Here is a 26,340-nt window from a genome sequence, read left to right as displayed (position 1 = left end):
GATTATCCTCGGATCGCCCAGAAGGCCAGGTTCAAGCCCGGGAACTGCCCGGCGATATGGAAGGCAAAACCGCCGGAATTGCCCAGTTGTTGCCAATGCTCGCTGCCGCGATCGAGCTCGTAATACGTCGAGCCTGCGTGGTACGGCAGTTGGCGTGGCGCCACCGGCAGAGGCAACAGGCCAATACCCGGCAGTTGCAGGTTGACCAGGTCGCGGATGTGCTCCACCGAGCCGACTTTGCTCTGCTGGCCGAAGCGTGCGCGCAGGGTTTCGCCGGGCACATCGGCGCGCACCACCAGGATGAAACTGGCGTTGTCGAGCAGAGTCTTGTCGGCCAGCATCGCCACGTGCACGCCATAGGCTTTCTCGACAATCGGGATCGGTGTGGCCTTGCTGTCGATCAGCATCGACAACGCTTCACGCAATGCCGCCATCACCGGCGCGAAGCTCAGGGCCAGGTCATCGTGCTGATACTGCGGGTATTCCTGGGGGCGACGACCGGAGGTGGAGAAGGTCGAGAACTCGCCGGCCAGGCTGACCAGCTCGCTGAAGAAGCGCTCCGGGTGCAACGGGCTCAACTGGCTCAAATGCTGGACCAGCGGTTGGGCGCGGTTGACCAGTTGCAGCAGCATGAAGTCGGCAATCTCCGACGCGCCACCGGCGCCCGATGCCACCACCCGCCCCGCCAGGGCTTCGCCGCGCTGGTGCAGCAGGCCGAGCAGTTCGCTGCGAAAGGCGGTGAGCGGTTTGCTCGCGGCCACATCCAATACCGGCGGGATGTAGGTGTCATCGAGCACCAATGCGCGGTCGGCACGTTTTTCCTTGATGCGCACCAGGCCCACGGCGGCGTAATCGCTGATGCCATCCTGGGCGGTGAGCAGGCGCAGGGCGCGGGAACCCACGGCCACCGGGGCGCGGTTTTCGAAAGGTGCGTTGTCATCGCGTACTTCGCGCACCTGGCTCACATAACGCGCAGCCTCCAGGGCTTCGCCTTCATCCACGGTATCGCGGGCGCCGGCGCGCTTGAGCGGCAGGGCCAGGTACACCAGGCCGTCGCGCAGGTTGTCATCGATATTCAGCGGGCTTGGCGCCAGGTCATCCTGGGGGATATTAAACGGCGTGCCGTCGGGCAGCAGGCCACGCGCCGACACGATCGCCAGCTTGCCCTGGGCCAGCAGGCCCTGGTCGATCAGCAGCTCGGAAAAACCCCAGGCGCCGGCGGACAACGGGCGACTGCGGGCATCGATCAGGTTTTCCAGGTAACGGTCATGCTGCTGGAAGTGCTGCGTTCCGATGAACATGCCTTCCGACCAGACCACGCGATTGTTCCAGGACATGGGGGCTCCGATTGCTTCTTATTGGGCAGGGCTGGATGGGGTGACCACGACGTCGGCGCGCACGGCACGCACATCGAGGCTGATCTGGTATTCGGTGTACTGGCGCGCGGGCACGTTGATCACCGTGCGCCATTGCGCGCGGTCCAGCTCGCGATAGCCCACCAGCAAACCGATCTGGCGCGTGGACGGGTCGAGGTCACGCTGGATGCTCAGTTGCTCGCCGGGTTGCACCATCACTTCGTCCTGGTCCAGCAGGTCCAGGCCCAGTGTGGATTGCGCACGGTCCGCCAGGGCGAAATAATCGGAGCGGGCGAAGGTGGCGGCGTTTTTCAGTTCGAAGATGCGCACCCTTACCGGGGCGGCCTGGCCGTTGGCACCGGGGTTGAGCCCGCTGATCGCATGGAAGTGCAGCTCGACGGCGGCCGTATCCACTTCGGCCTCGGCGGCTGTTTCGGGCTTGGCGGTGTCTTTGGCACACGCCGTCAGCAAAAGCAGTGTGGCGACTGCGAGTAAAAACCTGGGAATCATCCTGCGTCCTCAATGACGTACTTAGCTATCCGTTAAATCCATGTGCTGCGGTTCAGCGTCGCTGTCGTGCGCTGTGTTCTTCGTAGGCCCGGCTGAATTCGCGGCCGAACAGGTCCTGGAAATCTTCCTGGGCCTCGCGGGAAATATTGCTGTAGAGCTCGGTGAACTGCTGCCAGTACTGGGCCTGGCGCGAACCGTTGAAAAGGCTCGACAGCCCGCCGGGCTTGCCCATGCGTTCTTCCAGTTGCGTCGGTTCAAAGCGGCTGAGCAGGTGCTTGATCGCCGCTTCCACGCCGGCCATCACCGCCAACTGGTGGGCGCGCAGGTCGTTGAAACTGTCGCGTACGGCGAGGTCGGGTGCCATAAACGCCTGGTTGCCGTGGCGCAGGAGCAGCAGTAACGCTTCGTCGGCATTCGGGGCGAATTTCAACGGATTGTTTTCTGCCGGCTGGATCATGGTCTGCTGCATGCGGAACTCGCCCTTGAGGCTGGCGCGGGCCCGCAGCACGTCGATCAGGCCTTCGACCATCAGGCGGTAGCTGCGGCCGATATTTTCCATCTGGGCCTCGGCCTGGGCTTTGTCCAGGCGCAGTTGGTCCAGGCCCGCACCACGCAGGAAGGCTTGCAGAAGGTCCGGTTGCTGGCTTTCCGCCACGGGCGGCGGGGGCTCGACCACCGGGGGCGGCTGGATGACCGGTGGCGGCGCAGGTGGCGGCGCAGCGCTGACGACGGGTGCTGGCGTGTCGCCAAACAGGTCCCAGTCTTCGGGAATCACCGCGCCCGACACCACCGGCGGTGCCACTACCGGCACAGCCACCGGTGTCGGCGGGCGGAAGTCATGTTGCTCGGAAGGCACGTGGTCCGGCACGGTTGGCGGCGGTACGGCGGTAGGACTGAGGAAGTCGAACAGGTCCGGCAGCGTGTCCATCGATGAAGCGCCCTGGAATTGCGGCGCAATCACCGGAACAGGCGCGGGCTTATTCGACACGGCGCCCATCAGCGCTTCGAAACTGTTCGGCGACTCGCCGGCAAACGGCTGGCTGTCGACGGCCTGTACGTTGAAATCGATACGCGCCTGGATCTCGTAATCGCCGATGCGGATCAGCTCGCCATCTTGCAACAGCTCGCTGTTACCCCTGCGCAAACGAATGCCGGCGTTAACCAACTCCACTCCGTTGGTACTGTTATCAGTTAAATAATAACGGCCATCTTTGTACTGAATAACGCAGTGCTGCGAGGAGACCAGACGCTCAGGATCAGGCAATACCCAGTCATTGTCCGAGCTGCGGCCGATAGCCATCGAGCCCTGATTCATGGACTTTTCGGAGCACTGCCCAGGGGTAATCTTGTGATAACTAGTGATAGTCAAACACAGCGACATCTCGCCTCCTTGCTGATACTTCGCGCGCGGTCGATTCCCGGGACAGCGCTTCCCGGGATATCCCCATCAGGTCGAGCAATCGACCGACCAAAACCTGCCAATACCAGCATGATCGCTGATCTTAGCTGGGCTCTATGACAAAAATCCTGTCCCGGTACGTCGTTCGACCCACCAGTCGCGCAGGTTGTTAAGCACCGCACATCTGTCACAGAGGGCGAATAGCTTACCTTGACAAGGCATAAGTACTACACCAAAAATGCACAACTTCTTGAATACCAGTGATGGCACATTAGTGGCATCTTGCTTATATGACCAAGAAAACATGCAAAGTTCCTTACGCAACTAATGCATGAATTGCCCGCTATCTAACGGGCTGATAGGGAGATCAAATACAGTGGATGTGCCGTTGCTGCTCACCGCCGTTTCCGCGACTTCGCCCTGTGGCGAAGACATGGAATATGACGCGCAATTTCTGCAATTGGAGCGTGATGCCAAGGGCCAACCCGAGCGCAGCATGGGCGACTCGATCCTGCCCGCTGAACCGCCGGAATGGCGCAGCATCCAGCAGCAAAGCCTCGACTTGCTCGCGCGCAGCAAAGACCTGCGCATCACCCACTTCCTGTTGCAAAGCGCCCTCGCCCTCCAAGGCGTGGCCGGCCTGGCCGAAGCGCTGACGCTGATCGATGCGCTGCTGCGCGATTACTGGGCCGACCTGCACCCGCGCCTGGACGCCGACGACGATAACGACCCTACCGTACGCATCAACGCCCTCACCGGCCTGACCTGCGACACCAACATTCGCCTGCTGCGCGAAAGCATCCTCACGCGCTCGCGCACCTTCGGCCCCGTGAGCCTGCGCGCGGCGCTCAACGCCAGTGGCCTATTGAGCTTCCCCGATGAACAACTCGGCGCGCAGCAGCTCAACGCCGCGTTCCTCGACAGCGACCCCGAGCAGCTACAGGCCACCCGCGACGCTCTGATTACGGCGCGTGCGGCGTGCGAAGCGATCGAACAACAAGTCAACGATCAGGTCGGTTCCGCCCAGGGCGTGGACCTCAGCGCCTTGAAGCAGCTGCTCAAGCAGGCGTTGCAGATACTCAATCAAGCAGTGCCCGGCGCCGCCGGCAGCAGCGAACCCGAGGCCGTCAGTGACGACAATGCCCCCTCGGCCGACTTCGCCGCCGCCCCCGCAGCACCGCGTCCCGTTGGCGATATCGCCAGCCGCGACGATGTGCTGCGCAGTCTCGACAAGATCCTTGCGTACTACACCCGGCACGAGCCTTCGAGCCCGCTGCCGGTGCTGTTGAACCGGGCGAAGAATCTGGTGCACGCCGACTTTGCGGCCATCGTGCGCAATCTGATTCCCGACGGCATGTCCCAATTTGAAAACCTGCGCGGGCCGGACGGCGAGTAAGCCATCCGACTGTGCAGTAACAACACCGTCGCTCAAGCGACCAGGAGCAGCAACGTGGCGAAGCAAAGTTCTCAGAAATTCATCGCGCGCAACCGTGCGCCTCGAGTGCAGATCGAGTACGACGTCGAGCTCTACGGCGCCGAGAAAAAGGTCCAGCTGCCCTTCGTAATGGGCGTGATGGCCGACCTCGCCGGCAAGCCTGCCGAGCCGTTGGCGCCGGTGGCCGACCGCAAGTTCCTTGAAGTGGACGTCGACAACTTCGACTCGCGCCTCAAGGCCATGCAGCCGCGCGTGGCGTTTCACGTACCGAACGAACTGACCGGCGAAGGCAACCTGAGCCTGGACATCACCTTCGAAAGCATGGACGACTTCAGCCCGGCCGCCGTGGCACGCAAGGTCGACTCGCTGAATCAACTGCTCGAAGCCCGCACCCAGCTGGCCAACCTGCTGACCTACATGGACGGCAAGACCGGCGCTGAAGAAATCATCATGAAGGCGATCAAGGATCCGGCACTGCTGCAAGCACTTGCCAGCGCGCCTAAGCCTGCAGGGGACCAGTAATCATGACTGACAATACCGCCCGCGAAGGCTCCCAGATCCTGGGCACCCAGACCGAAGAAGCCAGCGAGTTCGCCAACCTGCTGCTGCAGGAATTCAAGCCCAAGACCGAGCGCGCCCGCGAAGCCGTGGAAACCGCCGTGCGCACCTTGGCCGAACAGGCCCTGGCGCAAACCGACCTGGTCTCCAATGACGCGATCAAGTCGATCGAATCGATCATCGCTGCCATCGACGCCAAGCTGACCGCCCAGGTCAACCAGATCATCCATCACCCGGACTTCCAACAGCTGGAAAGCGCCTGGCGTGGCCTGCACTACCTGGTCAACAACACCGAGAGCGATGAGCAGCTCAAGATCCGTGTGCTCAACATCTCCAAGCCGGACCTGCACAAGACCCTGAAGAAATTCAAGGGCACCGCGTGGGACCAGAGCCCGATCTTCAAGAAGATGTACGAAGAAGAATACGGCCAGTTCGGCGGCGAACCCTACGGCTGCCTGGTGGGCGACTACTACTTCGACCAGTCGCCACCCGACGTGGAACTGCTGGGCGAACTGTCGAAAGTCTGCGCCGCCATGCACTCCCCGTTCATCGCTGCCGCTTCGCCGACCGTGATGGGCATGGGCTCGTGGCAAGAGCTATCGAACCCACGCGACCTGACCAAGATCTTCACCACCCCGGAATACGCCGGCTGGCGTTCGCTGCGTGAATCGGAAGACTCGCGCTACATCGGCCTGACCATGCCGCGCTTCCTGGCGCGCCTGCCGTACGGCGCCAAGACCGACCCGGTGGAAGCCTTCGCCTTCGAAGAAAACACCGACGGTGCCGACAGCTCCAAGTACACCTGGGCCAACGCCGCGTACGCGATGGCGGTGAACATCAACCGTTCGTTCAAGCACTACGGCTGGTGCTCGCGCATCCGTGGCATCGAGTCTGGCGGTGAAGTGGAAAACCTGCCGGCCCACACGTTCCCGACCGATGACGGTGGCGTGGACATGAAGTGCCCGACCGAAATCGCCATCAGCGACCGCCGTGAAGCGGAACTGGCGAAAAACGGTTTCATGCCGCTGCTGCACAAGAAAAACACCGACTTCGCCGCGTTCATTGGCGCGCAGTCGTTGCAGAAACCGGCCGAGTACGATGACCCGGACGCCACCGCCAACGCCAACCTGGCCGCGCGCCTGCCGTACCTGTTCGCCACCTGCCGTTTCGCTCACTACTTGAAGTGCATCGTGCGCGACAAGATCGGTTCCTTCAAAGAGAAGGACGAGATGCAGCGCTGGTTGCAGGACTGGATCCTCAACTACGTGGACGGTGACCCGGCGCACTCCACCGAAACCACCAAGGCCCAGCACCCATTGGCTGCCGCCGAAGTGATCGTGGAAGAAGTCGAAGGCAACCCTGGGTACTACAACTCCAAGTTCTACCTGCGCCCGCACTACCAGCTCGAAGGGCTGACGGTGTCGCTGCGCCTGGTATCCAAGCTGCCTTCGGCGAAAAGCGCGTAAACCACCGATGAGCTAGCTCTTCTGTGGGAGGGGGCTTGCCCCCGATGGCATCACCGGGGTGTAACTGACACACCGAGGTGCCTGCATCGGGGGCAAGCCCCCTCCCACACAAAAGCACTGCCCATTTGGAGTTAATCAAATTCAGTGGCCCACGCCACACAGGGAGAAAACATGGCTGTTGATATTTTCATCAAGATCGGCGACATCAAGGGCGAGTCCATGGACAAGGCCCACAAGGACGAAATCGACGTGCTGAACTGGAGCTGGGGCATGGCCCAGTCCGGCAACATGCACGTGGGCGGCGGTGGCGGCGCGGGCAAGGTGAACATCCAGGACCTGTCGCTGACCAAGTACGTCGACAAGGCTTCGCCGAACCTGATGATGCACTGCGCCAGCGGCAAGCACATCGACAAGGTCAAGCTGACCGTGCGCAAGGCCGGTGGCGAAAGCCAGGTCGAGTACATGGTGATCAACCTGGAAGAAGTGCTGGTGACCTCGCTGAGCACCGGCGGTTCGGGCACCGATGACCGCCTGACCGAGAACGTCACCCTGAACTTCGCCCAAGTGATGGTCGACTACCAGCCGCAGAAAGCCGACGGCACCAAAGACGGCGGCGCGATCAAGTTTGGCTGGAACATCCGTTCCAACACCAAGCGCTGATAGCCCTGGTGGCCGTGGCGCCATGCCACGGCCCCTGGTTTTTTGTCCCTCTCGCAACCCGTCCGTGGAGCTGCTTTGGTGGTAACTGAAATCGCTTCCCGCGACCGTCTGCAACCGTCCCTGTTGGACCGGCTGACGGACGACGATCCAACCAATCCCAAGGAAAGCGCCGACAAACGCGTGCTGTCCCTGACCCAATTGAAAGCCTCGGTGCTGCGTGACCTGGCGTGGCTGCTCAACACCACGTCGTTGCTCGATGCCGATGCCACACTGCACACTCCAGCCGGCACCTCGGTGGTCAATTACGGCCTGCCGGCGCTGGCGGGCAACAGTGTTTCCAGCGTGGATATCAAGGCGCTGGAAGCCCTGATCTACCAGGCCATCGCCACCTTTGAGCCGCGCATCCTGCGCCACACCCTGCGTGTCAAAGCCCGTGTCGGCCATGGCGAAATGAACCACAACGCCCTGAGTTTCGAGATCGAAGGCGACCTGTGGGCCCAGCCGGTGCCGTTGCGCCTGTTGCTGCAAACCGACCTCGACCTGGAATCCGGCCACGTACGCGTGGTCAATGCCGACCAGCGGAGGCGCCCATGAACCCGCGCCTGCTGGAGCTGTACAACCAGGAACTGCACCACGTGCGCGAAAGCGCCGCGGAGTTCGCCAAGGAATACCCGAAGATCGCCAGTCGGCTGACCCTGTCCGGTATGGACTGCGCCGACCCGTACGTCGAACGCTTGCTCGAAGGCTTTGCCTACCTCACGGCCCGCGTGCAGCTCAAGCTCGACGCCGAGTACCCGACCTTCACCCACAACCTGCTGGAAATCGCCTACCCGCACTACCTGGCACCGACACCGTCGATGACGGTGGTGCAGTTGCAGACCGACCCGGACGAAGGCTCGCTGGCCAGTGGTTTCCCGCTGCCCCGCGACACCGTCCTGCGCGCCGCCCTGGGCCGCGAAACCCAGACCTGCTGCGAGTACCGCACCGCTCACCCGGTGACGCTGTGGCCGCTGCAGGTGAGCAACGCCGAGTACTTCGGCAACCCTGCCGCCGTATTGGGACGCTTAGCCGCCAGTGAGCCGAAAGCCAAGGCCGGTCTGCGCCTGACCCTGCGCACCGGCGCCGAGCTGCCGTTCAACAGCCTCGACCTGGACAGCCTGCCGCTGTACCTCAGCGGCGCCGACGAGCAACCGTTCCGTCTCTACGAGCAACTGCTGGGCAATGCCTGCGCGGTGTTCGCACGCAAGCCCGGTGGCGATTGGGTCGAGCGCCTGCCGCAAGATGCGCTGCGCTCCCGTGGTTTTGATGACGCCGACGCCGCGATGCCGGTCGTCGCACGCGCCTTCCAGGGCTATCGCCTGCTGCAGGAATACTTCGCCCTGCCCCACCGCTTCCTGTTCGTCGAATTCGCCGAGCTGAGCCGTGCGGTCAAGCGTTGCGACGGCCAGGAGCTGGAACTGATCGTGCTGTTCGACCGCCACGAACCGAGCCTGGAAGGCAGCGTCGGCGCAGCGCAGTTCCTGCCGTTCTGCACCCCGGCGATCAACCTGTTCCCCAAGCGCGTGGATCGTATCCACTTGTCCGACCGGGTCAATGAACACCATGTGATCGCCGATCGCACACGGCCGATGGATTTCGAGATTCACTCCCTGAGCGGCATCACCGGCCACGGCACCGGGCTGGAGCAGCCGTTTTTGCCGTTCTACGCGGTGCGCGACCCGTCGCGCTATGGCCGCGACCAGGCGTACTACACCGTGCGTCGCGAACCGCGCGTACTGTCCAGCGACCAGCGCCGCAACGGGCCGCGCTCCACCTATGTGGGCAGCGAAACCTTTGTCAGCCTGGTGGACAGCCGGCAGTCGCCGTACCGCCACGATCTGCGCCAGCTCGGCGTGACCGCACTGTGCACCAACCGCGATCTGCCGTTGTTCATGAGCGTGGGCAACGGCAAGACCGACTTCACCCTGGCCGACAGCGCGCCGGTATTGTCGGTGCGCTGCGTGGCAGGCCCCAGCCGCCCGCGCCCCAGCCACGCCCATGACGCCAAGGCCTGGCGCCTGATCAGCCAGCTCTCGCTCAACTATTTGTCCCTGAGTGAACAGGGCCAGGGCGCCGGCGCCTTGCGCGAACTGCTGCGCCTGTACGGCGACAGCAACGACGCCGCGCTGCAATTGCAGATCGAAGGCCTGCGCGAGGTCAGCAGCAAAGCCGTGACCCGACGCCTGCCGATGCCCGGCCCGATCGTGTTTGGCCGGGGCCTGGAGATCACCCTGGAATTCGATGAAAACGCGTTTCGCGGCACCGGCGTGTTCCTGCTCGGTGCGGTATTGGAACGCTTCCTGGCACGCTACGTGTCGATCAACAGTTTTACCGAGACGGTGATCCGTACCACCGAACGCGGCGAGATCATGCGATGGAAAGCCAAGCCCGGACGTCGTCCGACCCTGTGAGTACCCTGGATGCGATGCATCAGGAGCCCTGGGAATACGATTTCTTCCAGGCGCTGCGCCGTATCGAGTGCGAATCGCCGGAGCTGCCGCGCCTGGGCCATTCCCTGCGCCTGGCGGATGACCCGCTGCGCCTGGGGCAACAGGCCGATTGCACCTTCGCCCCGGCCACGCTGGCCTCGGTCGACCCCGGCGGCGACGGCAAGCCGGCGCGCCTGGAGCAGTTCTTCTTCGGTCTTGGCGGCCCCAACGGCCCGCTGCCGCTGCACATCACCGAGTACGTGCGCGAGCGTCAGCGCAACAACGCCGACAGCACCAGCAAGCAGTTCCTGGATGTGTTCCACCATCGCCTGCTCAGCCTGTTTTACCGGGCCTGGGCCGAGGCGCGGCCGACCGTCAGCCACGACCGCCCGGACGATGACTACTGGTCGGCACGCCTCGCCGCGCTGAGCGGCCGGGGCATGCCGAGCCTGCTGAATCAGGGGCTGATCCCGGATACCGCCAAGCTGCACTACAGCGGCCACCTGTCGGCGCAAACCCGCTACCCGGACGGCCTGAAGGCGATTCTCAGCGAGTATTTCGGCCTGCCGGTAGAGATCGAAGAGTACGTAGGCCAATGGTTGGAACTGCCCGAACGCAGCCGCGTGAGTGTGAGCGCCAACCGCCTGGGCGTGGACTTTTGCCTGGGCAGCTTCGTGTGGGACCGCCAGCACAAATTCCGTATCCGCCTGGGCCCGCTCACGCTGGATGACTACATGGGCATGCTGCCCGGCCACCAGCCATTCAACGAACTGGTGGCGTGGGTGGCCGAGTACCTGGGCCATGAACTGGACTGGGACCTGAACCTGGTTTTGCAACAACCCGAAGTCCCGGCGCTGCAACTCAACGGCCAGTTCCGCCTGGGCTTCAACACCTGGCTCGGTAAACCCGAGCATGACGCCAACGACCTAATCCTGGCCCGGCACTACGCCGACCACGCCACCACCTCAAGGAATCCAGAGCATGGGTGAAATCAGTCGCGCCGCACTGTTCGGCAAACTCAACAGCGTGGCCTACAAGGCCATCGAAGCCGCCACCGTGTTCTGCAAACTGCGGGGCAACCCGTATGTGGAACTGGCCCACTGGTTTCACCAGTTGCTGCAACTGCAGGACTCGGACCTGCACCGCATCATCCGCCAGTTCAACGTCGAGCCGGCACGCCTGGCCCGTGACCTTACCGAAGCGCTGGACCGCCTGCCGCGTGGCTCGACGTCGATCACCGACCTGTCGTCCCATGTGGAAGAAGCCGTCGAGCGCGGCTGGGTCTACGGCAGCCTGATGTTCGGCGAAAGCCAGGTGCGCACCGGTTACCTGGTGCTGGGCATTCTCAAGACGCCGAGCCTGCGTCACGCGCTGCTGGGTTTGTCCGCCGAATTCGACAAGATCAAGGCCGAGGCCCTGAGCGAACGCTTTGATGAATACGTGGGCGACTCGCCGGAAAACGCGCTCAGCGCCAGCGACGGTTTCAACGCCGGCGCCGTGCCGGGCGAAGCCAGCGGCGCGATGGCGCCGAGTGCGATGGGCAAGCAGGAAGCGCTCAAGCGCTTCACTGTCGACCTGACCGAACAGGCGCGCAGCGGCAAGCTCGATCCGATTGTTGGCCGCGATGAAGAGATCCGCCAACTGGTCGACATCCTTATGCGCCGCCGCCAGAACAACCCGATCCTCACCGGTGAAGCCGGGGTGGGCAAGACCGCCGTGGTCGAAGGCTTCGCTTTGCGCATCGTCGCCGGGGACGTGCCGCCCGCGCTGAAAGACGTAGAGCTGCGCAGCCTCGATGTGGGCCTGCTGCAAGCCGGCGCCAGTATGAAAGGCGAGTTCGAACAGCGCCTGCGCCAGGTTATCGAAGACGTCCAGGCCTCGCCGAAGCCGATCATCCTGTTTATCGACGAAGCTCACACGCTGGTGGGTGCCGGTGGCGCCGCCGGAACAGGTGATGCCGCCAACCTGCTCAAGCCGGCCCTGGCCCGTGGCACCTTGCGCACCGTGGCCGCCACCACCTGGGCCGAGTACAAGAAACACATCGAGAAAGACCCGGCCCTGACTCGCCGCTTCCAGGTCGTGCAAGTCGCCGAACCGTCGGAAGACAAGGCGCTGCTGATGATGCGCGGCGTGGCCTCGACCATGGAAAAACACCACCAGGTGCAGATCCTCGACGAAGCGCTGGAAGCTTCGGTGAAGCTGTCCCACCGCTACATCCCGGCGCGCCAGTTGCCGGACAAATCCGTGAGCCTGCTGGACACCGCCTGCGCCCGCGTCGCCATCAGCCTGCACGCGGTGCCGGCGGAAGTGGACGACAGCCGTCGTCGTATCGAGGCGCTGGAAACCGAGTTGCAGATCATCGCTCGCGAACATGCCATTGGCATTGCGATTGGTGCGCGCCAGACCAATACAGAGGCGCTGTTGAGCGCTGAGCGTGAGCGTCTGGCGACCTTGGAAAGCCGCTGGGCTGAAGAGAAAACCTTGGTGGACGAGTTGCTAGCCACCCGTGCAACGCTACGTGAAAAGGCGGGCGTCGTGGACAGTGGCAACGATGAACTGCGCGCCCAACTGGTCGACCTGCAACAGCGCCTCACCGTCCTGCAAGGCGAAACCCCGCTGATCCTGCCCACCGTGGATTACCAGGCCGTGGCCTCGGTGGTCGCTGACTGGACCGGCATTCCGGTCGGCCGCATGGCGCGCAATGAGTTGGAGACGGTGCTCAACCTCGACCAGCACCTGAAAAAACGCATCATCGGCCAGGACCACGCCCTGCAGATGATCGCCAAGCGCATCCAGACCTCCCGCGCCGGCCTCGACAACCCGAGCAAGCCGATTGGCGTGTTCATGCTGGCGGGCACCTCGGGCGTGGGCAAGACCGAAACCGCCCTGGCCCTGGCCGAAGCCATGTACGGCGGCGAACAGAATGTCATCACCATCAACATGAGCGAATTCCAGGAAGCCCACACGGTGTCGACCCTCAAGGGTGCGCCTCCAGGCTATATCGGCTACGGCGAAGGCGGCGTGCTGACCGAAGCGGTGCGGCGCAAGCCCTACAGCGTGGTGCTGCTGGACGAGGTGGAAAAAGCCCACCCGGACGTGCATGAGATCTTCTTCCAGGTGTTCGACAAGGGCGTGATGGAGGACGGCGAAGGCCGGGTGATCGACTTCAAGAACACCCTGATCCTGCTGACCACCAACGCCGGCACCGAGCTGATTTCCCAGGTGTGCAAAGACCCGGCGAACATCCCGGAGCCGGAAGACATCGCCAAGGCCCTGCGCCAGCCGCTGCTGGAGATTTTCCCGCCGGCTCTGCTCGGCCGTCTGGTGACCATTCCGTACTATCCGCTCAGCGACGAGATGCTCAAGGCGATCACCCGCCTGCAACTGAACCGCATCAAGAAGCGTGTGGAGAGCACTCACAAAGTGGCCTTCGACTACGACGACGCGGTGGTCGATTTGATCGTCTCGCGTTGCACCGAAACCGAAAGCGGCGGGCGCATGATCGACACCATCCTGACCAACAGCCTGCTGCCGGACATGAGCCGTGAATTCCTCACGCGCATGTTGGAGGGCAAGGCGTTGGCGGGGGTACAGATCAGCAGTCGGGATAATGAATTGCACTACCAGTTCAACGATTGACCTGACGGAATACTGCTCAACATGTGGGAGGGGGCTTGCCCCCGATGGCGGTGAATCAGTCACCTGATGCATCCACTGACACACTGCTATCGGGAGCAAGCTCCCTCCCACATTGGATTGGGTTCCTTCAGTTATTAGGGTATTTCGATGCTATTCAACCAAGCCTCACGCCTGGCCAAAATCACCAGCCCCCTCGGGCCGGATGTACTGCTGCTCAATGAAATGGGCGGCGGCGAAGAGCTGGGGCGGCTGTTCAACTACGAGCTGCAACTGACGTCCCTGGATGCCAACATCGACCTCAACCAATTGCTCGGCAAACCCATGAGCGTGGGCCTGCAGTTGGCGGACGGCGGTGAACGGCACTTCCACGGCATCGTCGCACGGTGCAGCCAGAACATCGACCAGGGCCAGTTCGCCAGTTACCAGGTGACGCTGCGCCCTTGGCTGTGGTTGCTCAGCCGCACCTCCGATTGCCGGATTTTCCAGAACCTGAGCATCCCGCAGATCATCAAGCAGGTGTTCCGCGACCTGGGTTTTTCCGATTTCGAAGACGCCCTGAGCCGGCCGTACCGCGAGTGGGAATATTGCGTGCAGTACCGCGAGACCAGCTTCGATTTCGTCAGCCGCTTGATGGAACAGGAAGGCATCTACTATTTCTTCCGCCACGAACAGGACCGCCATGTGCTGGTGCTGGCCGACGCCTACGGCGCCCACACCACGGTGCCAGGCTACGCGTCGGTCCCGTATTACCCCAAGGACGAGCAGCAGCGCGAACGCGACCACATGCACAACTGGCACCTGGCGCAGGAGGTGCAGCCCGGTTCGCTGGAGCTCAACGACTACGACTTCCAGCGCCCCAGCGCCAGCATCGATGTGCGCTCGGCCATGCCACGCCCGCACACCGCCGGCGACTACCCGCTGTACGACTACCCCGGCACCTACGTGCAAAGCGAGGACGGCGAACACTACGCACGCACCCGCATCGAAGCCCTGCAGACCCTGCATGAGCAGATCGAATTCAGCGGCAATGCGCGGGGTTTGGGTTCGGGGCATTTGTTCAGCCTCACCGGCTTCAGTCGCCAGGACCAGAACCGTGAATACCTGATCATCGGCTGCCGCTACTACATCGTCCAGGAAAGCCTGGAGAGCGGCGGCGGCTCGGGCTCGGCACAGTTCGAAAGCAGCCTGACCTGCATTGACGCCCAACAGAGTTTCCGCCCGCTGGCCATCACCCACCGCCCTATCGTCAAAGGCCCGCAGACCGCGCTGGTGGTCGGCCCCAAGGGCGAGGAAATCTGGACCGACCAGTACGGCCGCGTCAAGGTGCACTTCTACTGGGACCGTCACGACCAATCCAACGAGAACAGCTCGTGCTGGATTCGCGTGTCGCAATCCTGGGCCGGCAAGAACTGGGGCTCGATGCAGATCCCACGGATCGGCCAGGAAGTGATTGTGAGCTTTCTGGAAGGTGATCCCGACCGACCGATCATCACTGGGCGGGTGTACAACGCCGAGCAGACCGTGCCCTACGACCTGCCGGAAAACGCCACACAGAGCGGCATGAAAAGCCGCTCGAGCAAGGGCGGCACGCCGGCCAACTTCAATGAAATCCGCATGGAGGACAAGAAGGGGCTGGAGCAGTTGTATATCCATGCCGAGCGTAATCAAGACATCGTGGTCGAGGTGGATGAGAGCCATTCGGTGGGGCATGACCGCAACAAGAGCATCGGGCATAACGAGACGGTGACGATTGGCAACAACCGCCTGCGTGTCGTGCGCAGCAACGACACCGTACTGGTGGGCGGCGCCAAATCGGACAGCGCCGCCACGCACTACACGATCGAGGCCGGCGAGAGTATTCGCCTGGTGTGCGGCGACAGTGTGATCGAGCTCAAGGCCGGTGGAGACATCAACCTGACCTGTGGCTCGTTCAATCTGTTTTCCAGCGGCAGCAGCAAGATCCAGACGAAAGGAAAACTGGACATCAACCTGGGCAGCGACAAGGGCACATCGCCCGGCGCCCAAGGTGTGCAAAGCACGATCAAGTCCGCCGTCGAATCAAAATTTTCCGGCAAGCCCGGCGCTGATCAATAACGAGATTTCCCCACCATGAATTACGTAATTAACGAAGCCCAATTCACCCTGCCAGATGCCGAGGTGCAGGACACCTCAATCAATATTCTCAAGTTCGCCAGCCTGGGTACCACGCTGGTGGTCAGTCGCAGCCCACTGGCGGAGGGCGAGACCTTGCACAGCAACTTCGAGGGCCAGCTTAAGAAGCTTGAACAGCAAGTCAAAGACCTTCGTTATTCGCCAGCGCAAGCTATCAAGGTGGGGCCGGCGCAGGATATCGATGCCTTTGAGGTGCAGAACCGTTTCAATAAAGGCAGCGACAACATTTACCAGTATCAGTTGGCCATGCAGATACCCGGCACACGTCGCTTGATCGCCCTCAGCTACGTAAAGACCCAGCCCTTGGGGTCTGCCGAGGCAGCGCATTGGGCAACACTGAAAAACACCCTCACCTTTCTCGCCACGCCCTGAGTCGAAACTGAGCAATGAGTGAAGACCTCTGGGCCGCCCGCGAAGGCGACGCACTGCTGCACACCTCGGTGATGGCCGATATTCTCGGCGGTGTACTGGAAGTGGCCGCCTATGCGGCAATCACCTACGTGGGCTGCCTCGCGGTCGCGGCGGCGGTTGCTATAACAACCGGCGCAACCATCGCCACCGGTGGCGTTGCATTGGTTTTGGTCGTGGGTGCGGTCGTCGGGATCACCGCGGGGCTTACAGGGGCCGATCTGAAAATATCCAGTTGGTGCGAGTCAGCTGCCAATTGGGTGTTTCCACCGGTGATCGACGCCTTCATTACCAGTGGTTCAGACAACGTTTTCATCAACGGGAAAAAGGCTGCACGAGCGGCTGGCAAGATGACCGCTGTGCCGGTGGCCCCCAGTGAGCCACCAGAACCGAGCTTTCTGGACATGGCCGGGGAGTTTTTCTCTCAACTGTGGCGACCGACCGTCGCCTCACCCGCTCCCGGCACCGAGCCTTGCCGACTGGACACCGTTGCGTGCAACAAGCACCCGCCGATGCCCTTGCAATTCATTGCAGAGGGCTCAAGCTCAGTGTTCATCAATGGGCAACCTGCAGCGCGAAGCGGCGATCGCAGCACCTGTGACGCCAAGGTAGGGACAGCCCAGGGTCTGATCTCGCCGGATGTGCGCATCGGTGGTGAGACCATCGTGGTGCAGGAAATTCGCAGCGGAAAAACGCCCGGCGTAGGCCTGGCGATTGCTGTGGTGATGGCGTTGCGAGGCAACCTGAAGTGTTTCTGGAGCAAGCTGCCGTGCCTGGTCGGAGGTTTGTTGGTAGGAGGTGCCGTCTCTTACGCAACCAGCAAGATCACCTCTGCGCTCAAGAGCGCCACAAATGGCTCGCCCAATCCGGTTCACAGCGCGACCGGGGCCAAGATCCTGGGCGGGGACGAGGAACTCGACTTCATCCTCCCGGGCTTGCTCCCGATAGATTGGCAGCGTTTCTACAGCAGCCTCGACACACGCCGGGATGGCCTCTTTGGCGCCAGCTGGAGCGTTGCGTATGAGGTGTCGATCGAGATAGAGGCAGACGATAACCTGTTCTACATCGATGAGCAGGGGCGCCGCCTGGAGATCGGTTATATCCCCTTGTCCGGTGGAGCCTTCGATCCGGGCGAAGGCCTTGCGGTCAGGCGCAGCGGTGACGGCGCAATATTGATCGAGAGTATCGACGGCCTGTATCGACTGTTCGAAGCCGACCCGCTAAACAGTTCGCGGATGCGCCTGCATCTGCTGGGTGATCGCAATGAAGGGCGGATCTTTCTCGACTACGACACTCAGGGGCGGCTGTATCGCCTACGCGACACCCATGACTTGATGCACGTAGAGCTGAGCTACTCGGCCGAACACCCACGGCGCGTGAGCGAAATCGAACGACGTTACCTGCACCAGCAACATTTCGAAGCGCGCAGCGATGTGCTCGTCAGTTACCGCTATGACAGTCACGGCGACCTGGCTGAAGTCTTGGACGGGCAAGGTACGACCCTTCGACGCTTTGCTTATGACAATTGCCGGCGAATGGTCGAACACCAATTGCCCGTTGGCCTGCGCTGCTTCTACCAATGGGGTGCAGTGCCCGGGCCGCACGGCGAGGAGTGGCGCGTGAGCCGCCACTGGACAGACGCTGGCGATGAGTACACCTTCGACTACGATCTCTACGCTGGTATTACCCGTGTGACCGACGGCCTGATGCGCGTCAGCACACGGCATTGGAACCCGCAGTACCAGATCACTCGCTACGTCGATAACCTGGGCCATACGTGGCAGTTCGAGTGGAACGAAGATCGCCAGTTGCTCGGTGCGATTGACCCGCAAAACGGCCAGTGGCGCTTCAACTATGACGCGTCCGGCAACCTGAGCACGGTGATCGATCCATTGGCCAGGACCAGTAGCACGCAGTGGCTGGCGCACTGGGCATTGCCCCAAGTGGAAACTGATCCGGCGGGCAACAGTTGGCATTATCGCTACGACCAGCGAGGCAACTGCATCGAAGAAATCGACCCACTGGGCAACCGTACTTGCTATGTCTATGACGGTTTCGGTCAGCCGGTGCGCATCATCGATGCCACGGAAAAAACCAAAGTGCTGCATTGGAACGAGTGGAGCCAACTGGTCGAAGCGGTGGATTGCTCGGGTTATCCCACTCGTTATCAGTACGACGCCTTTGGCAATCTGGTGGTGCAAACCAATGCAGAAGGCGAGTCGGTGCGCTACCGGTACGGCCCTCGAGGGCTGCTCTTGGAGAGCCAACTCCCGGATGGCCGTGTGGAACAGTTCCAGCGCAGCGCCAGCGGTTATCTGACGGCCCATGTCGATCCCGCCGGTAGCACCACGCGCTACGCCTATGACACACGCGGCCTGGTCAAGCAACGCTGGGATGCGCATAACCGCACGGTCATGTTTGATCACGACGCCTACGGGCGACTGCGCAAGCTGACCAATGAGAACGGCGAAAGCTACCGCTTCGAGTGGGATGCGGCCGACCGCATGGTGCAACAGCAAGACCTCGACCAGAGTCGGCGCTGCTACACCTATGATCCGCTGGATGATGTCGTCGCCGTGGACTATCTGCCGGGGACGGAAGGCGAACCGGTAGCGCCGTTCTCACACCAGTTTCAACGAGACCCAATCGGACGCCTGGTCAGTAAAGTCACCGCAGACGGCATCACCGTTTACGAACATGATCTGAACGATCAACTGGTCAGCGTCACGTCCACCGCGCCTGACGGTCGACAGCATCGACTGGACTTCAGCTACGATGCGCTTGGGCAACTGCTGCAGGAGCAAAGTACAGCGGGCTCCCTACAGCATTGCTACGACGAATTGGGGAACCTGATTCAGACCCGGTTGCCCGACGGTCGATGGCTGAACCGACTCTACTACGGCAGCGGCCACCTGCATCAGTTAAATCTCGACGGAAAGGTCATCAGCGACTTCGAGCGTGATCGTTTGCACCGCGAAGTACAGCGCACTCAAGGCCAACTCAAGACAAGTACCACATACGACCGCAGTGGCAGGATTCGCTCACGGCAGCGCCGCAGTATTGACCAACCGTGGCAGTTGCCGCCGTTGGTCGAGACTGGCTACAGCTACGATTCCAGCGATAACCTGATCGGGCGTCGTCGCATCGGCCGTATTCACGATCGCCAAGAGCACTTGGGTTACGACAGCACCGACCGCATTCTTGTCTGCCACCACGTCGGAAAGAGCGAAACCTACGCCTATGACGCCGCAGCCAACCTGCTGGATAGCGGGCATCAAGGGGGACTTGTACGACATAACCGGCTGCTCACCTATCAGGACAAGCGTTATCGATACGATGCCATGGGCCGTATGATCGAAAAACGCAGCGGCATGCGTGGTTTTCAGCGCTTTGCCTATGACGCGGAAAGTCGGCTGGTTGAAGTGCGAAATGAGAGCGGCAGCGTGGTCAGGATGACCTATGACCCACTGGGTCGACGCGTCGAAAAAAACGAATATGACGACGATGGCTATCCGCTGGGTCAGACACGTTTCACCTGGGATGGTTTACGCCTGTTGCAAGAGCATAAGCACAGCCAGACGAGCCTTTATGTTTATGAAGGGGAAAGCTACGAGCCTCTGGCCCGAATAGACGGTACCGGGTCGCTTGAAAAAATTCGCTATTACCACAATGATCTGAACGGCCTCCCTGAGCAGCTTACCGAGGCCGATGGACACCCCCTCTGGCAGGCCAGTTACCAAGTGTGGGGCAATACCTCCGAGGAAGTGCGCGAGCCTTACTACATTGAAGAGCAGAACCTACGATTCCAGGGACAGTACCTGGACCGGGAGACGGGGCTGCATTTCAATACATTTCGGTTTTATGATCCGGATATAGGGCGCTTTACAACGCCGGACCCTGTTGGGCTGGCAGGAGGTTTTAACCTTTATCAGTATTCTCCTAATCCTTCCGGATGGATCGATCCGTTGGGATGGGCACCTTGCGGTTCAACAACAGCCAAGCTTCAGGCACACGCCAATGCCGCTAGAAAGGCTGTTTACAGTAACCCTCAACGGTCGTTGACCCCGAAACAGAGAGCAGCAGTAAAACGAGCCTATGACAGAGGTGATCTCGGACAAGCACGATCACGCTATCGCCGGTATGTAGGGCAGAGAATAGATGCAGACTTCAAAAACAGAGTAAAAAATGACCCGTCACTGGGGCATTTGGAGGTATCCAAATCAGGGCAACGCCTACCCGATGTGTATGAAACTAAAACTAAAACCTGGTGGGATCTCACGACGAAGGCTGATTGGAAAAGGGGCACGCATCAGCGGCGTTACGGGGACTGGGGCAATGGTTATGAAGGAATATTATGGTGAGTGAAAAAATTCCATCAAAGGTACTGTCCGGCGTTGAGCAGGACGGACTTGTTTTGCCTAAAAAAACGCGCTTTGAAAACGAGCTCATCAGTGGTTGCAAACTGAAAAACGCGAACCTCTGCGATCCGATTTTTGACCAATGTGTTTTGGAAAATTGCGACTTTGAGAAAGCTGACTTTTCCGGCTCGCGATTCTTCAATAAAACATCCTTGACCCGTTGCTCGTTCAAGAATGCGGATTTTCAGGCATCCGGCTTCAGCAATAGCAAATTCGAAAACTGCACGTTTGTGAAATGCAACTTCCGTGAAGCATCCTTGAAGGATTGCACCTTTGTCAGCTGCACCTTTTCTCAGTGCAAAATCATTGATAACTCGTTTAACGCAAAAAATATAACCAACATTAAATTCATTGGAAAACTCCAGGAAGTCCGTTTTATATCAGATCAGCCCCACACCCCAATTTCTGTCGACTTTGAACTTTGCAAACTTGACTATGTAACCTTTGAAAACTGCAACCTGGAAAACATCATACCCCCCGCCGAGGCCAAACACGTTTTCTTTAAGGATGTGGCAGCCCGCGCAAAAAAAGCACTCACAGTGATCTCTGCGGAACCTGAAAGCCAGATCAACAAAATATTAAAGCGACGACTGTTAAAACTCACAACTCAACGAGGTGCAGTTTTCAACACTGACAATCTGGAAGAATATGAAGGCGCAGAATTCACCGCACGATTTATTTCACTTCTCCAGGATTCTTAAACAGCACAGTACAGTTGAAGCCTTTGATCGTGCACGCTATTTCAACACTGGCCAAGATGATTGACCCGCCCAGTGAGGAGTGGGAATTTGTTGATATCGGGGAAGGTGGCGCTGATGTCGTCAAGGCAGTGGAAGAGCAAGTCGACGCTCTAAAACGCGATTAGACGAACTGGCTTGAATTGGCATACGTATCAATACCCCACAAAAAATGGGCACCCGATCCAGTCGGCGTGCCCATCTCTCCTACCACCCCGCCCCCTTCGAGACGGTAACGCTATTACGCGTTGACAGTGTCTTTCAGCGACTTGCCCGGCTTGAACGCAACGGTGTTGCTCGCCTTGATCTTCACCGGCTCACCGGTTTGAGGGTTTTTGCCAGTGCGAGCGCCACGGTGGCGTTGCAGGAAGGTGCCGAAGCCAACCAGGGTGACGCTGTCCTTGCGGTGCAGGGCGCCGGTGATTTCTTCGAGAACGGCGTTGAGGACGCGGTTGGCCTGTTCTTTAGTGAGATCGGCTTTTTCAGCGATGGCGGCTGCGAGTTCTGGTTTACGCATAAGTGAAGCCTCTTTGACGGTTTTTTGTTGTTATGTCCGTGCTGCTCTCTTCTGGAGCAGCGCCCAAAGCGCCGCAGGCTCTACTCTGCGGCAGACGGGAGTGAGGATGGCATGCCCTCGCACGCTCCGCCAGTCTAGCGGCGACCTTTCTGGAGGGAAAAACGTGCTTATTCCGACAGAACGACCGGTATTTACGCCAGCAACGGCGGAAGTTCTTTGTTGAGGGCGAGTTTTTCCATCACGGCGCTGCCAGTCAGTGCGTAACCCAGCAGGCGACCGCTGGCGTCACGGCACAGGGCCTTGATGTCGGCGCCCTCGCCTTCGACACTCCAGACGCCTTCGGTGCCCCGAGGCGGTGGCGAAACCACCAGCGGGCAGATCGGGGTTTTCACGGTCACTGGCATCGGGCCGTAGCTGACGGCGGTGGCGTTGCCGGCCAGGGTCTGGGCCAACGCACGGGCGCAGCTCATCAGCGGCATCACGTACAGCAGGTTCAGTCCGTCGACCTCGGCGCAGTCGCCCAGGGCGTAGATATTGGCGTGGGAGGTCTTGAGGTGGCGGTCCACCATGATCCCGCGATTGGTCTGCAGGCCGGCGGCGGCGGCCAGGTCGACGCGTGGGCGCAGGCCGATGGCCGAGACCACCAGGTCGCAGGCGATCACTTCACCGTCCGACAGGTGAGCTTCCAGGCCATCAGCGGTGCGCTGCAGGCGATTGAGCACCGGGCCCAGGTGGAAACGCGCGCCGAGGCCTTCGAGGCCGGCCTGTACCGCGGCGGCGGCGGCCGGGTGCAACAGGGTCGGCATGACTTGCTCGCACGGTGCCACCAGGTCGATTTCATAACCGCCCAGGATCAGGTCATTGGCGAACTCGCAGCCGATCAGGCCGGCGCCGAGCAGCAGCACACGGCGCTTGCCGGCAGCGGCGGCACGAAAGCGCGCGTAGTCTTCGAGGTCGTTGATCGGGAAAATCAGGTCAGCCGCATCGCCTTCAACCGGCACACGCACGGTTTCTGCGCCCCAGGCCAGGATCAGGTCGCGGTAGGCCACCGCCTCCTCGCCGATCCACAGGCGCTTGTGCCCGGGGTCGATACCGCTGACGCGGGTGTGAGTGCGCACTTCGGCCTTGAGTTGCTCGGCCATGGCGCCCGGTTCAGCCATGCTCAGGCCATCGGCTTCCTTGTTCTTGCCAAACCCGGTGGAAAGCATGGGCTTGGAGTAGGAGCGCCCGTCATCCGCAGTGATCAGCAGCAATGGGGTTTCGCTGTCGAGCTTGCGAAACTCACGGGCCAGGTTGTAACCGGCCAATCCGGTGCCGATGATCACGACAGGTGCGTTCATTCCTTTCTCCTTGTAATACTTTTCTGAAAATCGAGAATCAGCCGATTTCGATCATTTCGAAATCCATTTTGCCCACGCCGCAGTCCGGGCACAGCCAGTCTTCCGGGACGTCTTCCCAACGGGTGCCAGGCAGAATTCCGTCATCCGGCCAGCCGTCCTTTTCGTCGTAGATCAGGCCACAGACGACACATTGCCACTTCTTCATTACTTGTTTCCTCAGGAGTCCAGGCTTCTTGGCCGACGGTCGATAGACCCGCATTGCCGTACGGCTCAGGGCGTTTTGTACTGATGGTGGCCGACAGATGCAAGCATGATCGACGCAAACAGCCGGTTGCCTCCGGCAAAAACGTTGGACGCCATGGTAAGCTCGCCGCCTCTTTTGCTGCCGATACTGACTCACCGTGCCGCACTCAATCGACCCTCCCGATGCTTGCCAATGGTTGACCCAGAGCCTCCTGGCCCCTGTACCCACGTCCTTGACCCTCAATTGGCTGTTCAACGAAGACTCGCTGACGCGGCGGTTGACGTGGCTGTCCAACGACGGTTTCAGCGTCACGCCACTGTTCGAAGGCTGGCAACCGCTACGCGATGACGAATGTGCCGCCCTGGCGCTGGCGCCGGCCAGTATCGGTTGGGTGCGCGAGGTGTATCTGCGTGGGCATGGTCAGCCGTGGGTGTTCGCACGCAGTGTGGCCGCACGCGGCGCTCTGCAGGGCGACGGCCTGCATATGGATGAGTTGGGCAGCCGGTCCCTGGGCGAACTGCTGTTCTGTGACCAGGCCTTCACCCGCCAGGCCATCGAAGTGTGCCATTACCCTCGGCACTGGTTGCCAGCGGCCGATCAGGTCGACGGGCTGTGGGCACGCCGCTCACGCTTTGATCGCGGGCCGCTGAGCGTGCTGGTCGCGGAAGTCTTCTTGCCCAGTTTCTGGCACGCGCTGCACGCCCATCCGGAGAATTGCTGATGTACCAACGTCTGCTCAAGTCCCTGAACCACCTGAACCCCAGGGCCTGGGATTTCATTCAACTGACCCGTATGGACAAGCCCATCGGCATCTACCTGCTGTTGTGGCCGACCCTATGGGCGCTGTGGATCGCCGGCAAAGGCTCGCCTTCTTTAATCAATATCGTGATCTTCGTGCTCGGCGTGGTGCTGACGCGCGCCGGTGGCTGTGTGATCAACGACTGGGCCGACCGCAAGGTCGACGGCCATGTGAAGCGCACCGAGCAACGCCCGCTGGTGAGCGGCAAGATCAGCTCCAAAGAGGCGCTGGTGTTTTTTGCCGTGCTGATGGGCATCAGTTTCCTGCTGGTGCTGCTGACCAACGCCACCACCATCCTGCTGTCCCTCGGTGGCCTGGCCCTGGCGGCGAGCTACCCGTTCATGAAGCGCTACACCTATTACCCGCAGGTGGTGCTGGGGGCGGCGTTTTCCTGGGGCATGCCGATGGCGTTCACTGCCGAAACGGGTCACCTTCCCGCTACGGCCTGGCTACTGTATATCGCCAACCTGCTGTGGACAGTGGGTTACGACACGTATTACGCGATGACCGATCGGGATGACGACTTGAAGATCGGCGTGAAATCCACCGCCATTCTATTTGGCGATGCGGATCGCGTGATTATCCTTACGCTGCAAGGGCTGTCGTTGGTGTGCCTGTTGCTGGCGGGGGCGCGATTCGAGTTGGGTGGCTGGTTCCACCTGGGTCTGCTGGGCGCGGCGGGCTGTTTTGCCTGGGAGTTCTGGTACACCCGGGACAAGGACCGCATGAAGTGCTTCAAGGCGTTCCTGCACAACCACTGGGCGGGGTTGGCGATATTTGTCGGGATTGTGGCGGACTATGCGTTTCGCTGAGGTTTTTGTGGCGGTTGTCCCGACCTCATCGGGGGCAAGCCCCCTCCCACATTTGGAATGTGTTCCCCTGTGGGAGGGGTGGTACGACGATTCGACTTGCCCCCGGTGATTTCAGCGGCACCGCGTCATCAAGGCTTGATCACGTGCCACGCCCCACCTTTGCCATCACCGGTCTTGTCACCGGCCTTGTGGTCATCCTTGTAGGTGTAGACGGGCTTACCGTCATAGGCCCACTGGCTGGTCTCGTCATCGCGGGTGATAACGGTCCATTTGCCCATCGACTTGTCAGTGGACTCTGCCTTCAACGGCGGCCAATTGGTCGCGCACTGGTCCTTGCACACGGACTTGCCGTCAGCGTCCTTGTCGAAGGTGTAGAGCGTCATGCCCTTGTGGTCCACCAGCATTCCGTCTTTGGTCATCGCCGGCTCCGCCGCAAACGCCAGGCCCGGCAGTGTCAACGCAGCCGTCACCAGCAGGGCTTTCCAGGAAATCGTGCTGTAAGTCATCGGAACCTTCCTTTTGTGGTTGTCAGGATTCGGACTCAAAGCGTAGTCCAGAGAGGCGGGAATTGCCCGAGCGACTAAATTACTGTCACACGACTGCAATAATTCCGTTATCTAATGCGGCGCAAGACAGTTAAATGACAAGAGGATTTTCGAGCATGGTTGGCAGGAGCATTCTGATTGTTGACGACGAAGCGCCCATCCGCGAGATGATCGCCGTTGCGTTGGAAATGGCCGGCTATGACTGCCTGGAGGCGGAGAACTCCCAGCAGGCCCATGCCATTATCGTCGACCGCAAGCCGGACCTGATCCTGCTGGACTGGATGCTGCCCGGCACCTCCGGCATCGAACTGGCCCGCCGCCTCAAGCGTGACGAGCTGACCGGGGACATCCCGATCATCATGCTCACCGCCAAGGGCGAAGAGGACAACAAGATCCAGGGCCTGGAAGTCGGTGCCGATGACTACATCACCAAACCTTTTTCCCCACGGGAGTTGGTAGCGCGCCTGAAGGCCGTACTGCGCCGCGCCGGGCCTACCGATGGCGAAGCGCCTATCGAAGTCGGCGGCCTGCTGCTGGACCCGATCAGCCACCGCGTGACCATCGACGGCAAACCGGCCGAGATGGGCCCCACCGAATACCGCCTGCTGCAATTCTTCATGACCCACCAGGAGCGCGCCTACACCCGTGGCCAACTGCTGGACCAAGTGTGGGGCGGCAACGTGTACGTGGAAGAACGCACCGTGGACGTGCATATCCGTCGCCTGCGCAAAGCCTTGGGCGATGCCTACGAGAATCTGGTACAAACCGTGCGCGGCACTGGTTACCGCTTCTCTACCAAGGGCTGAGCCAATCGGATCCTGACTTAACAGCTGACAAGGACGCATGTTCAAGTGAACC

Annotated in this window: 22 protein-coding genes; 15 read left to right on the top strand and 7 right to left on the bottom strand. The window is 60.9% G+C overall.

The window, feature by feature from the left end:
• Positions 1–2: 2 nt before the first annotated feature.
• From tssK to tagH, 3 genes are read right to left on the bottom strand one after another with little or no spacing between them, the layout of a single operon-like run.
• Positions 3–1,337 (bottom strand): type VI secretion system baseplate subunit TssK, encoded by a 1,335-nt coding sequence (tssK, locus tag BM026_RS01270; RefSeq protein WP_071488093.1) that lies wholly within the window; start codon positions 1,335–1,337, stop codon positions 3–5.
• A gap of 18 nt (positions 1,338–1,355) precedes the next feature.
• A complete protein-coding gene (tssJ, locus tag BM026_RS01265; RefSeq protein WP_092241644.1) occupies positions 1,356–1,865 on the bottom strand; it encodes a type VI secretion system lipoprotein TssJ in 510 nt (169 codons plus the stop codon).
• Positions 1,866–1,917: 52 nt separating this feature from the next.
• Complete coding sequence (gene tagH / locus BM026_RS01260; protein ID WP_093120356.1) at positions 1,918–3,246, bottom strand: type VI secretion system-associated FHA domain protein TagH; 1,329 nt, start codon at positions 3,244–3,246, stop codon at positions 1,918–1,920.
• Between the two features lie 394 nt (positions 3,247–3,640).
• Here tagH and tssA point away from each other — a divergent pair, with 394 nt between their 5' ends.
• The 12 genes from tssA (at position 3,641) to BM026_RS01200 (ending at position 21,189) form a co-directional block, all read left to right on the top strand.
• On the top strand, positions 3,641–4,660 hold the full coding sequence (gene tssA / locus BM026_RS01255; protein WP_093527157.1) for a type VI secretion system protein TssA: 1,020 nt from the start codon (positions 3,641–3,643) through the stop codon (positions 4,658–4,660).
• Positions 4,661–4,714: 54 nt separating this feature from the next.
• Positions 4,715–5,221: a type VI secretion system contractile sheath small subunit gene (tssB, locus tag BM026_RS01250; protein WP_010207547.1), complete on the top strand. Its 507-nt coding sequence runs from the start codon at positions 4,715–4,717 to the stop codon at positions 5,219–5,221.
• Positions 5,222–5,223: 2 nt separating this feature from the next.
• Positions 5,224–6,723 (top strand): type VI secretion system contractile sheath large subunit, encoded by a 1,500-nt coding sequence (gene tssC / locus BM026_RS01245; protein WP_058424268.1) that lies wholly within the window; start codon positions 5,224–5,226, stop codon positions 6,721–6,723.
• A 171-nt stretch (positions 6,724–6,894) separates the two neighbouring features.
• Positions 6,895–7,383, top strand: a complete 489-nt coding sequence (locus tag BM026_RS01240; protein ID WP_005792512.1) for an Hcp family type VI secretion system effector — start codon at positions 6,895–6,897, stop codon at positions 7,381–7,383.
• Between the two features lie 78 nt (positions 7,384–7,461).
• Entirely contained in the window at positions 7,462–7,977 is a 516-nt protein-coding gene (gene tssE, locus BM026_RS01235; protein WP_005792513.1) for a type VI secretion system baseplate subunit TssE, read from the top strand.
• Positions 7,974–9,833 carry a type VI secretion system baseplate subunit TssF gene (gene tssF / locus BM026_RS01230; protein WP_093527155.1) on the top strand — a complete coding sequence of 620 codons (1,860 nt, stop codon included), beginning with the start codon at positions 7,974–7,976 and terminating at the stop codon, positions 9,831–9,833. The genes tssE and tssF overlap by 4 nt, the downstream gene beginning before the upstream one ends.
• On the top strand, positions 9,797–10,840 hold the full coding sequence (gene tssG, locus BM026_RS01225; protein ID WP_058424270.1) for a type VI secretion system baseplate subunit TssG: 1,044 nt from the start codon (positions 9,797–9,799) through the stop codon (positions 10,838–10,840). Before tssF ends, tssG begins: the two co-directional genes overlap by 37 nt.
• The gene (gene tssH, locus BM026_RS01220; RefSeq protein ID WP_093514209.1) at positions 10,833–13,490 is read left to right on the top strand and encodes a type VI secretion system ATPase TssH; all 2,658 of its coding nucleotides are present in this window, start codon (positions 10,833–10,835) and stop codon (positions 13,488–13,490) included. The genes tssG and tssH overlap by 8 nt, the downstream gene beginning before the upstream one ends.
• 147 nt (positions 13,491–13,637) lie before the next feature.
• Positions 13,638–15,584 carry a type VI secretion system Vgr family protein gene (locus BM026_RS01215; protein ID WP_092241638.1) on the top strand — a complete coding sequence of 649 codons (1,947 nt, stop codon included), beginning with the start codon at positions 13,638–13,640 and terminating at the stop codon, positions 15,582–15,584.
• Positions 15,585–15,599: 15 nt separating this feature from the next.
• The gene (locus tag BM026_RS01210) at positions 15,600–16,034 is read left to right on the top strand and encodes a DcrB-related protein (protein ID WP_092241636.1); all 435 of its coding nucleotides are present in this window, start codon (positions 15,600–15,602) and stop codon (positions 16,032–16,034) included.
• 14 nt (positions 16,035–16,048) lie between these two features.
• On the top strand, positions 16,049–20,431 hold the full coding sequence (locus BM026_RS01205; RefSeq protein ID WP_093514210.1) for an RHS repeat-associated core domain-containing protein: 4,383 nt from the start codon (positions 16,049–16,051) through the stop codon (positions 20,429–20,431).
• Entirely contained in the window at positions 20,428–21,189 is a 762-nt protein-coding gene (locus tag BM026_RS01200) for a pentapeptide repeat-containing protein (RefSeq protein ID WP_170856040.1), read from the top strand. The genes BM026_RS01205 and BM026_RS01200 overlap by 4 nt, the downstream gene beginning before the upstream one ends.
• Before the next feature lie 277 nt (positions 21,190–21,466).
• Here BM026_RS01200 and BM026_RS01195 read toward each other — a convergent pair whose 3' ends face one another.
• The 3 genes from BM026_RS01195 to BM026_RS01185 form a co-directional block, all read right to left on the bottom strand.
• Positions 21,467–21,742, bottom strand: a complete 276-nt coding sequence (locus BM026_RS01195; protein WP_003176958.1) for an HU family DNA-binding protein — start codon at positions 21,740–21,742, stop codon at positions 21,467–21,469.
• A gap of 191 nt (positions 21,743–21,933) precedes the next feature.
• Positions 21,934–23,082 carry an NAD(P)/FAD-dependent oxidoreductase gene (locus BM026_RS01190; protein WP_092241630.1) on the bottom strand — a complete coding sequence of 383 codons (1,149 nt, stop codon included), beginning with the start codon at positions 23,080–23,082 and terminating at the stop codon, positions 21,934–21,936.
• A 37-nt stretch (positions 23,083–23,119) separates the two neighbouring features.
• The gene (locus BM026_RS01185; RefSeq protein WP_015886569.1) at positions 23,120–23,287 is read right to left on the bottom strand and encodes a rubredoxin; all 168 of its coding nucleotides are present in this window, start codon (positions 23,285–23,287) and stop codon (positions 23,120–23,122) included.
• A gap of 196 nt (positions 23,288–23,483) precedes the next feature.
• Here BM026_RS01185 and BM026_RS01180 point away from each other — a divergent pair, with 196 nt between their 5' ends.
• Positions 23,484–24,047, top strand: coding sequence for a chorismate--pyruvate lyase family protein (locus BM026_RS01180; protein ID WP_092241628.1), 564 nt, complete (start codon positions 23,484–23,486; stop codon positions 24,045–24,047).
• Positions 24,047–24,937: a 4-hydroxybenzoate octaprenyltransferase gene (gene ubiA / locus BM026_RS01175; protein WP_093514212.1), complete on the top strand. Its 891-nt coding sequence runs from the start codon at positions 24,047–24,049 to the stop codon at positions 24,935–24,937. The genes BM026_RS01180 and ubiA overlap by 1 nt, the downstream gene beginning before the upstream one ends.
• Positions 24,938–25,065: 128 nt before the next feature.
• On the opposite strand, the gene BM026_RS01170 is transcribed toward ubiA, so the two are convergent.
• The gene (locus BM026_RS01170) at positions 25,066–25,443 is read right to left on the bottom strand and encodes a COG4315 family predicted lipoprotein (protein WP_093527153.1); all 378 of its coding nucleotides are present in this window, start codon (positions 25,441–25,443) and stop codon (positions 25,066–25,068) included.
• A 155-nt stretch (positions 25,444–25,598) separates the two neighbouring features.
• Between BM026_RS01170 and phoB the strand changes: the two genes are divergently transcribed.
• Positions 25,599–26,288, top strand: a complete 690-nt coding sequence (gene phoB / locus BM026_RS01165; protein WP_003176964.1) for a phosphate regulon transcriptional regulator PhoB — start codon at positions 25,599–25,601, stop codon at positions 26,286–26,288.
• The last annotated feature ends 52 nt before the right edge of the window (positions 26,289–26,340 follow it).

Origin of the sequence: Pseudomonas sp. NFPP24 (genome assembly GCF_900112095.1) — a bacterium.
Taxonomy (GTDB): domain Bacteria; phylum Pseudomonadota; class Gammaproteobacteria; order Pseudomonadales; family Pseudomonadaceae; genus Aquipseudomonas; species Aquipseudomonas extremorientalis.
The sequence above is the reverse complement of the archived record's forward strand: the minus strand, read 5'-3'. Positions and strand labels throughout refer to the sequence as shown.

What these genes read in the sequence shown, in the direction of transcription:
- BM026_RS01215 (WP_092241638.1), top strand. Translation starts at nt 13,638, where the DNA reads ATGCTATTCAACCAAGCCTCACGCCTGGCCAAAATCACCAGCCCCCTC.
- tssF (WP_093527155.1), top strand. Translation starts at nt 7,974, where the DNA reads ATGAACCCGCGCCTGCTGGAGCTGTACAACCAGGAACTGCACCACGTG.
- BM026_RS01170 (WP_093527153.1), bottom strand. Translation starts at nt 25,443, where the DNA reads ATGACTTACAGCACGATTTCCTGGAAAGCCCTGCTGGTGACGGCTGCG.
- ubiA (WP_093514212.1), top strand. Translation starts at nt 24,047, where the DNA reads ATGTACCAACGTCTGCTCAAGTCCCTGAACCACCTGAACCCCAGGGCC.
- phoB (WP_003176964.1), top strand. Translation starts at nt 25,599, where the DNA reads ATGGTTGGCAGGAGCATTCTGATTGTTGACGACGAAGCGCCCATCCGC.
- tssH (WP_093514209.1), top strand. Translation starts at nt 10,833, where the DNA reads ATGGGTGAAATCAGTCGCGCCGCACTGTTCGGCAAACTCAACAGCGTG.
- BM026_RS01210 (WP_092241636.1), top strand. Translation starts at nt 15,600, where the DNA reads ATGAATTACGTAATTAACGAAGCCCAATTCACCCTGCCAGATGCCGAG.
- tagH (WP_093120356.1), bottom strand. Translation starts at nt 3,246, where the DNA reads ATGTCGCTGTGTTTGACTATCACTAGTTATCACAAGATTACCCCTGGG.
- tssC (WP_058424268.1), top strand. Translation starts at nt 5,224, where the DNA reads ATGACTGACAATACCGCCCGCGAAGGCTCCCAGATCCTGGGCACCCAG.
- BM026_RS01205 (WP_093514210.1), top strand. Translation starts at nt 16,049, where the DNA reads ATGAGTGAAGACCTCTGGGCCGCCCGCGAAGGCGACGCACTGCTGCAC.
- tssG (WP_058424270.1), top strand. Translation starts at nt 9,797, where the DNA reads ATGGAAAGCCAAGCCCGGACGTCGTCCGACCCTGTGAGTACCCTGGAT.
- BM026_RS01195 (WP_003176958.1), bottom strand. Translation starts at nt 21,742, where the DNA reads ATGCGTAAACCAGAACTCGCAGCCGCCATCGCTGAAAAAGCCGATCTC.
- BM026_RS01240 (WP_005792512.1), top strand. Translation starts at nt 6,895, where the DNA reads ATGGCTGTTGATATTTTCATCAAGATCGGCGACATCAAGGGCGAGTCC.
- BM026_RS01190 (WP_092241630.1), bottom strand. Translation starts at nt 23,082, where the DNA reads ATGAACGCACCTGTCGTGATCATCGGCACCGGATTGGCCGGTTACAAC.
- BM026_RS01185 (WP_015886569.1), bottom strand. Translation starts at nt 23,287, where the DNA reads ATGAAGAAGTGGCAATGTGTCGTCTGTGGCCTGATCTACGACGAAAAG.
- tssJ (WP_092241644.1), bottom strand. Translation starts at nt 1,865, where the DNA reads ATGATTCCCAGGTTTTTACTCGCAGTCGCCACACTGCTTTTGCTGACG.
- tssK (WP_071488093.1), bottom strand. Translation starts at nt 1,337, where the DNA reads ATGTCCTGGAACAATCGCGTGGTCTGGTCGGAAGGCATGTTCATCGGA.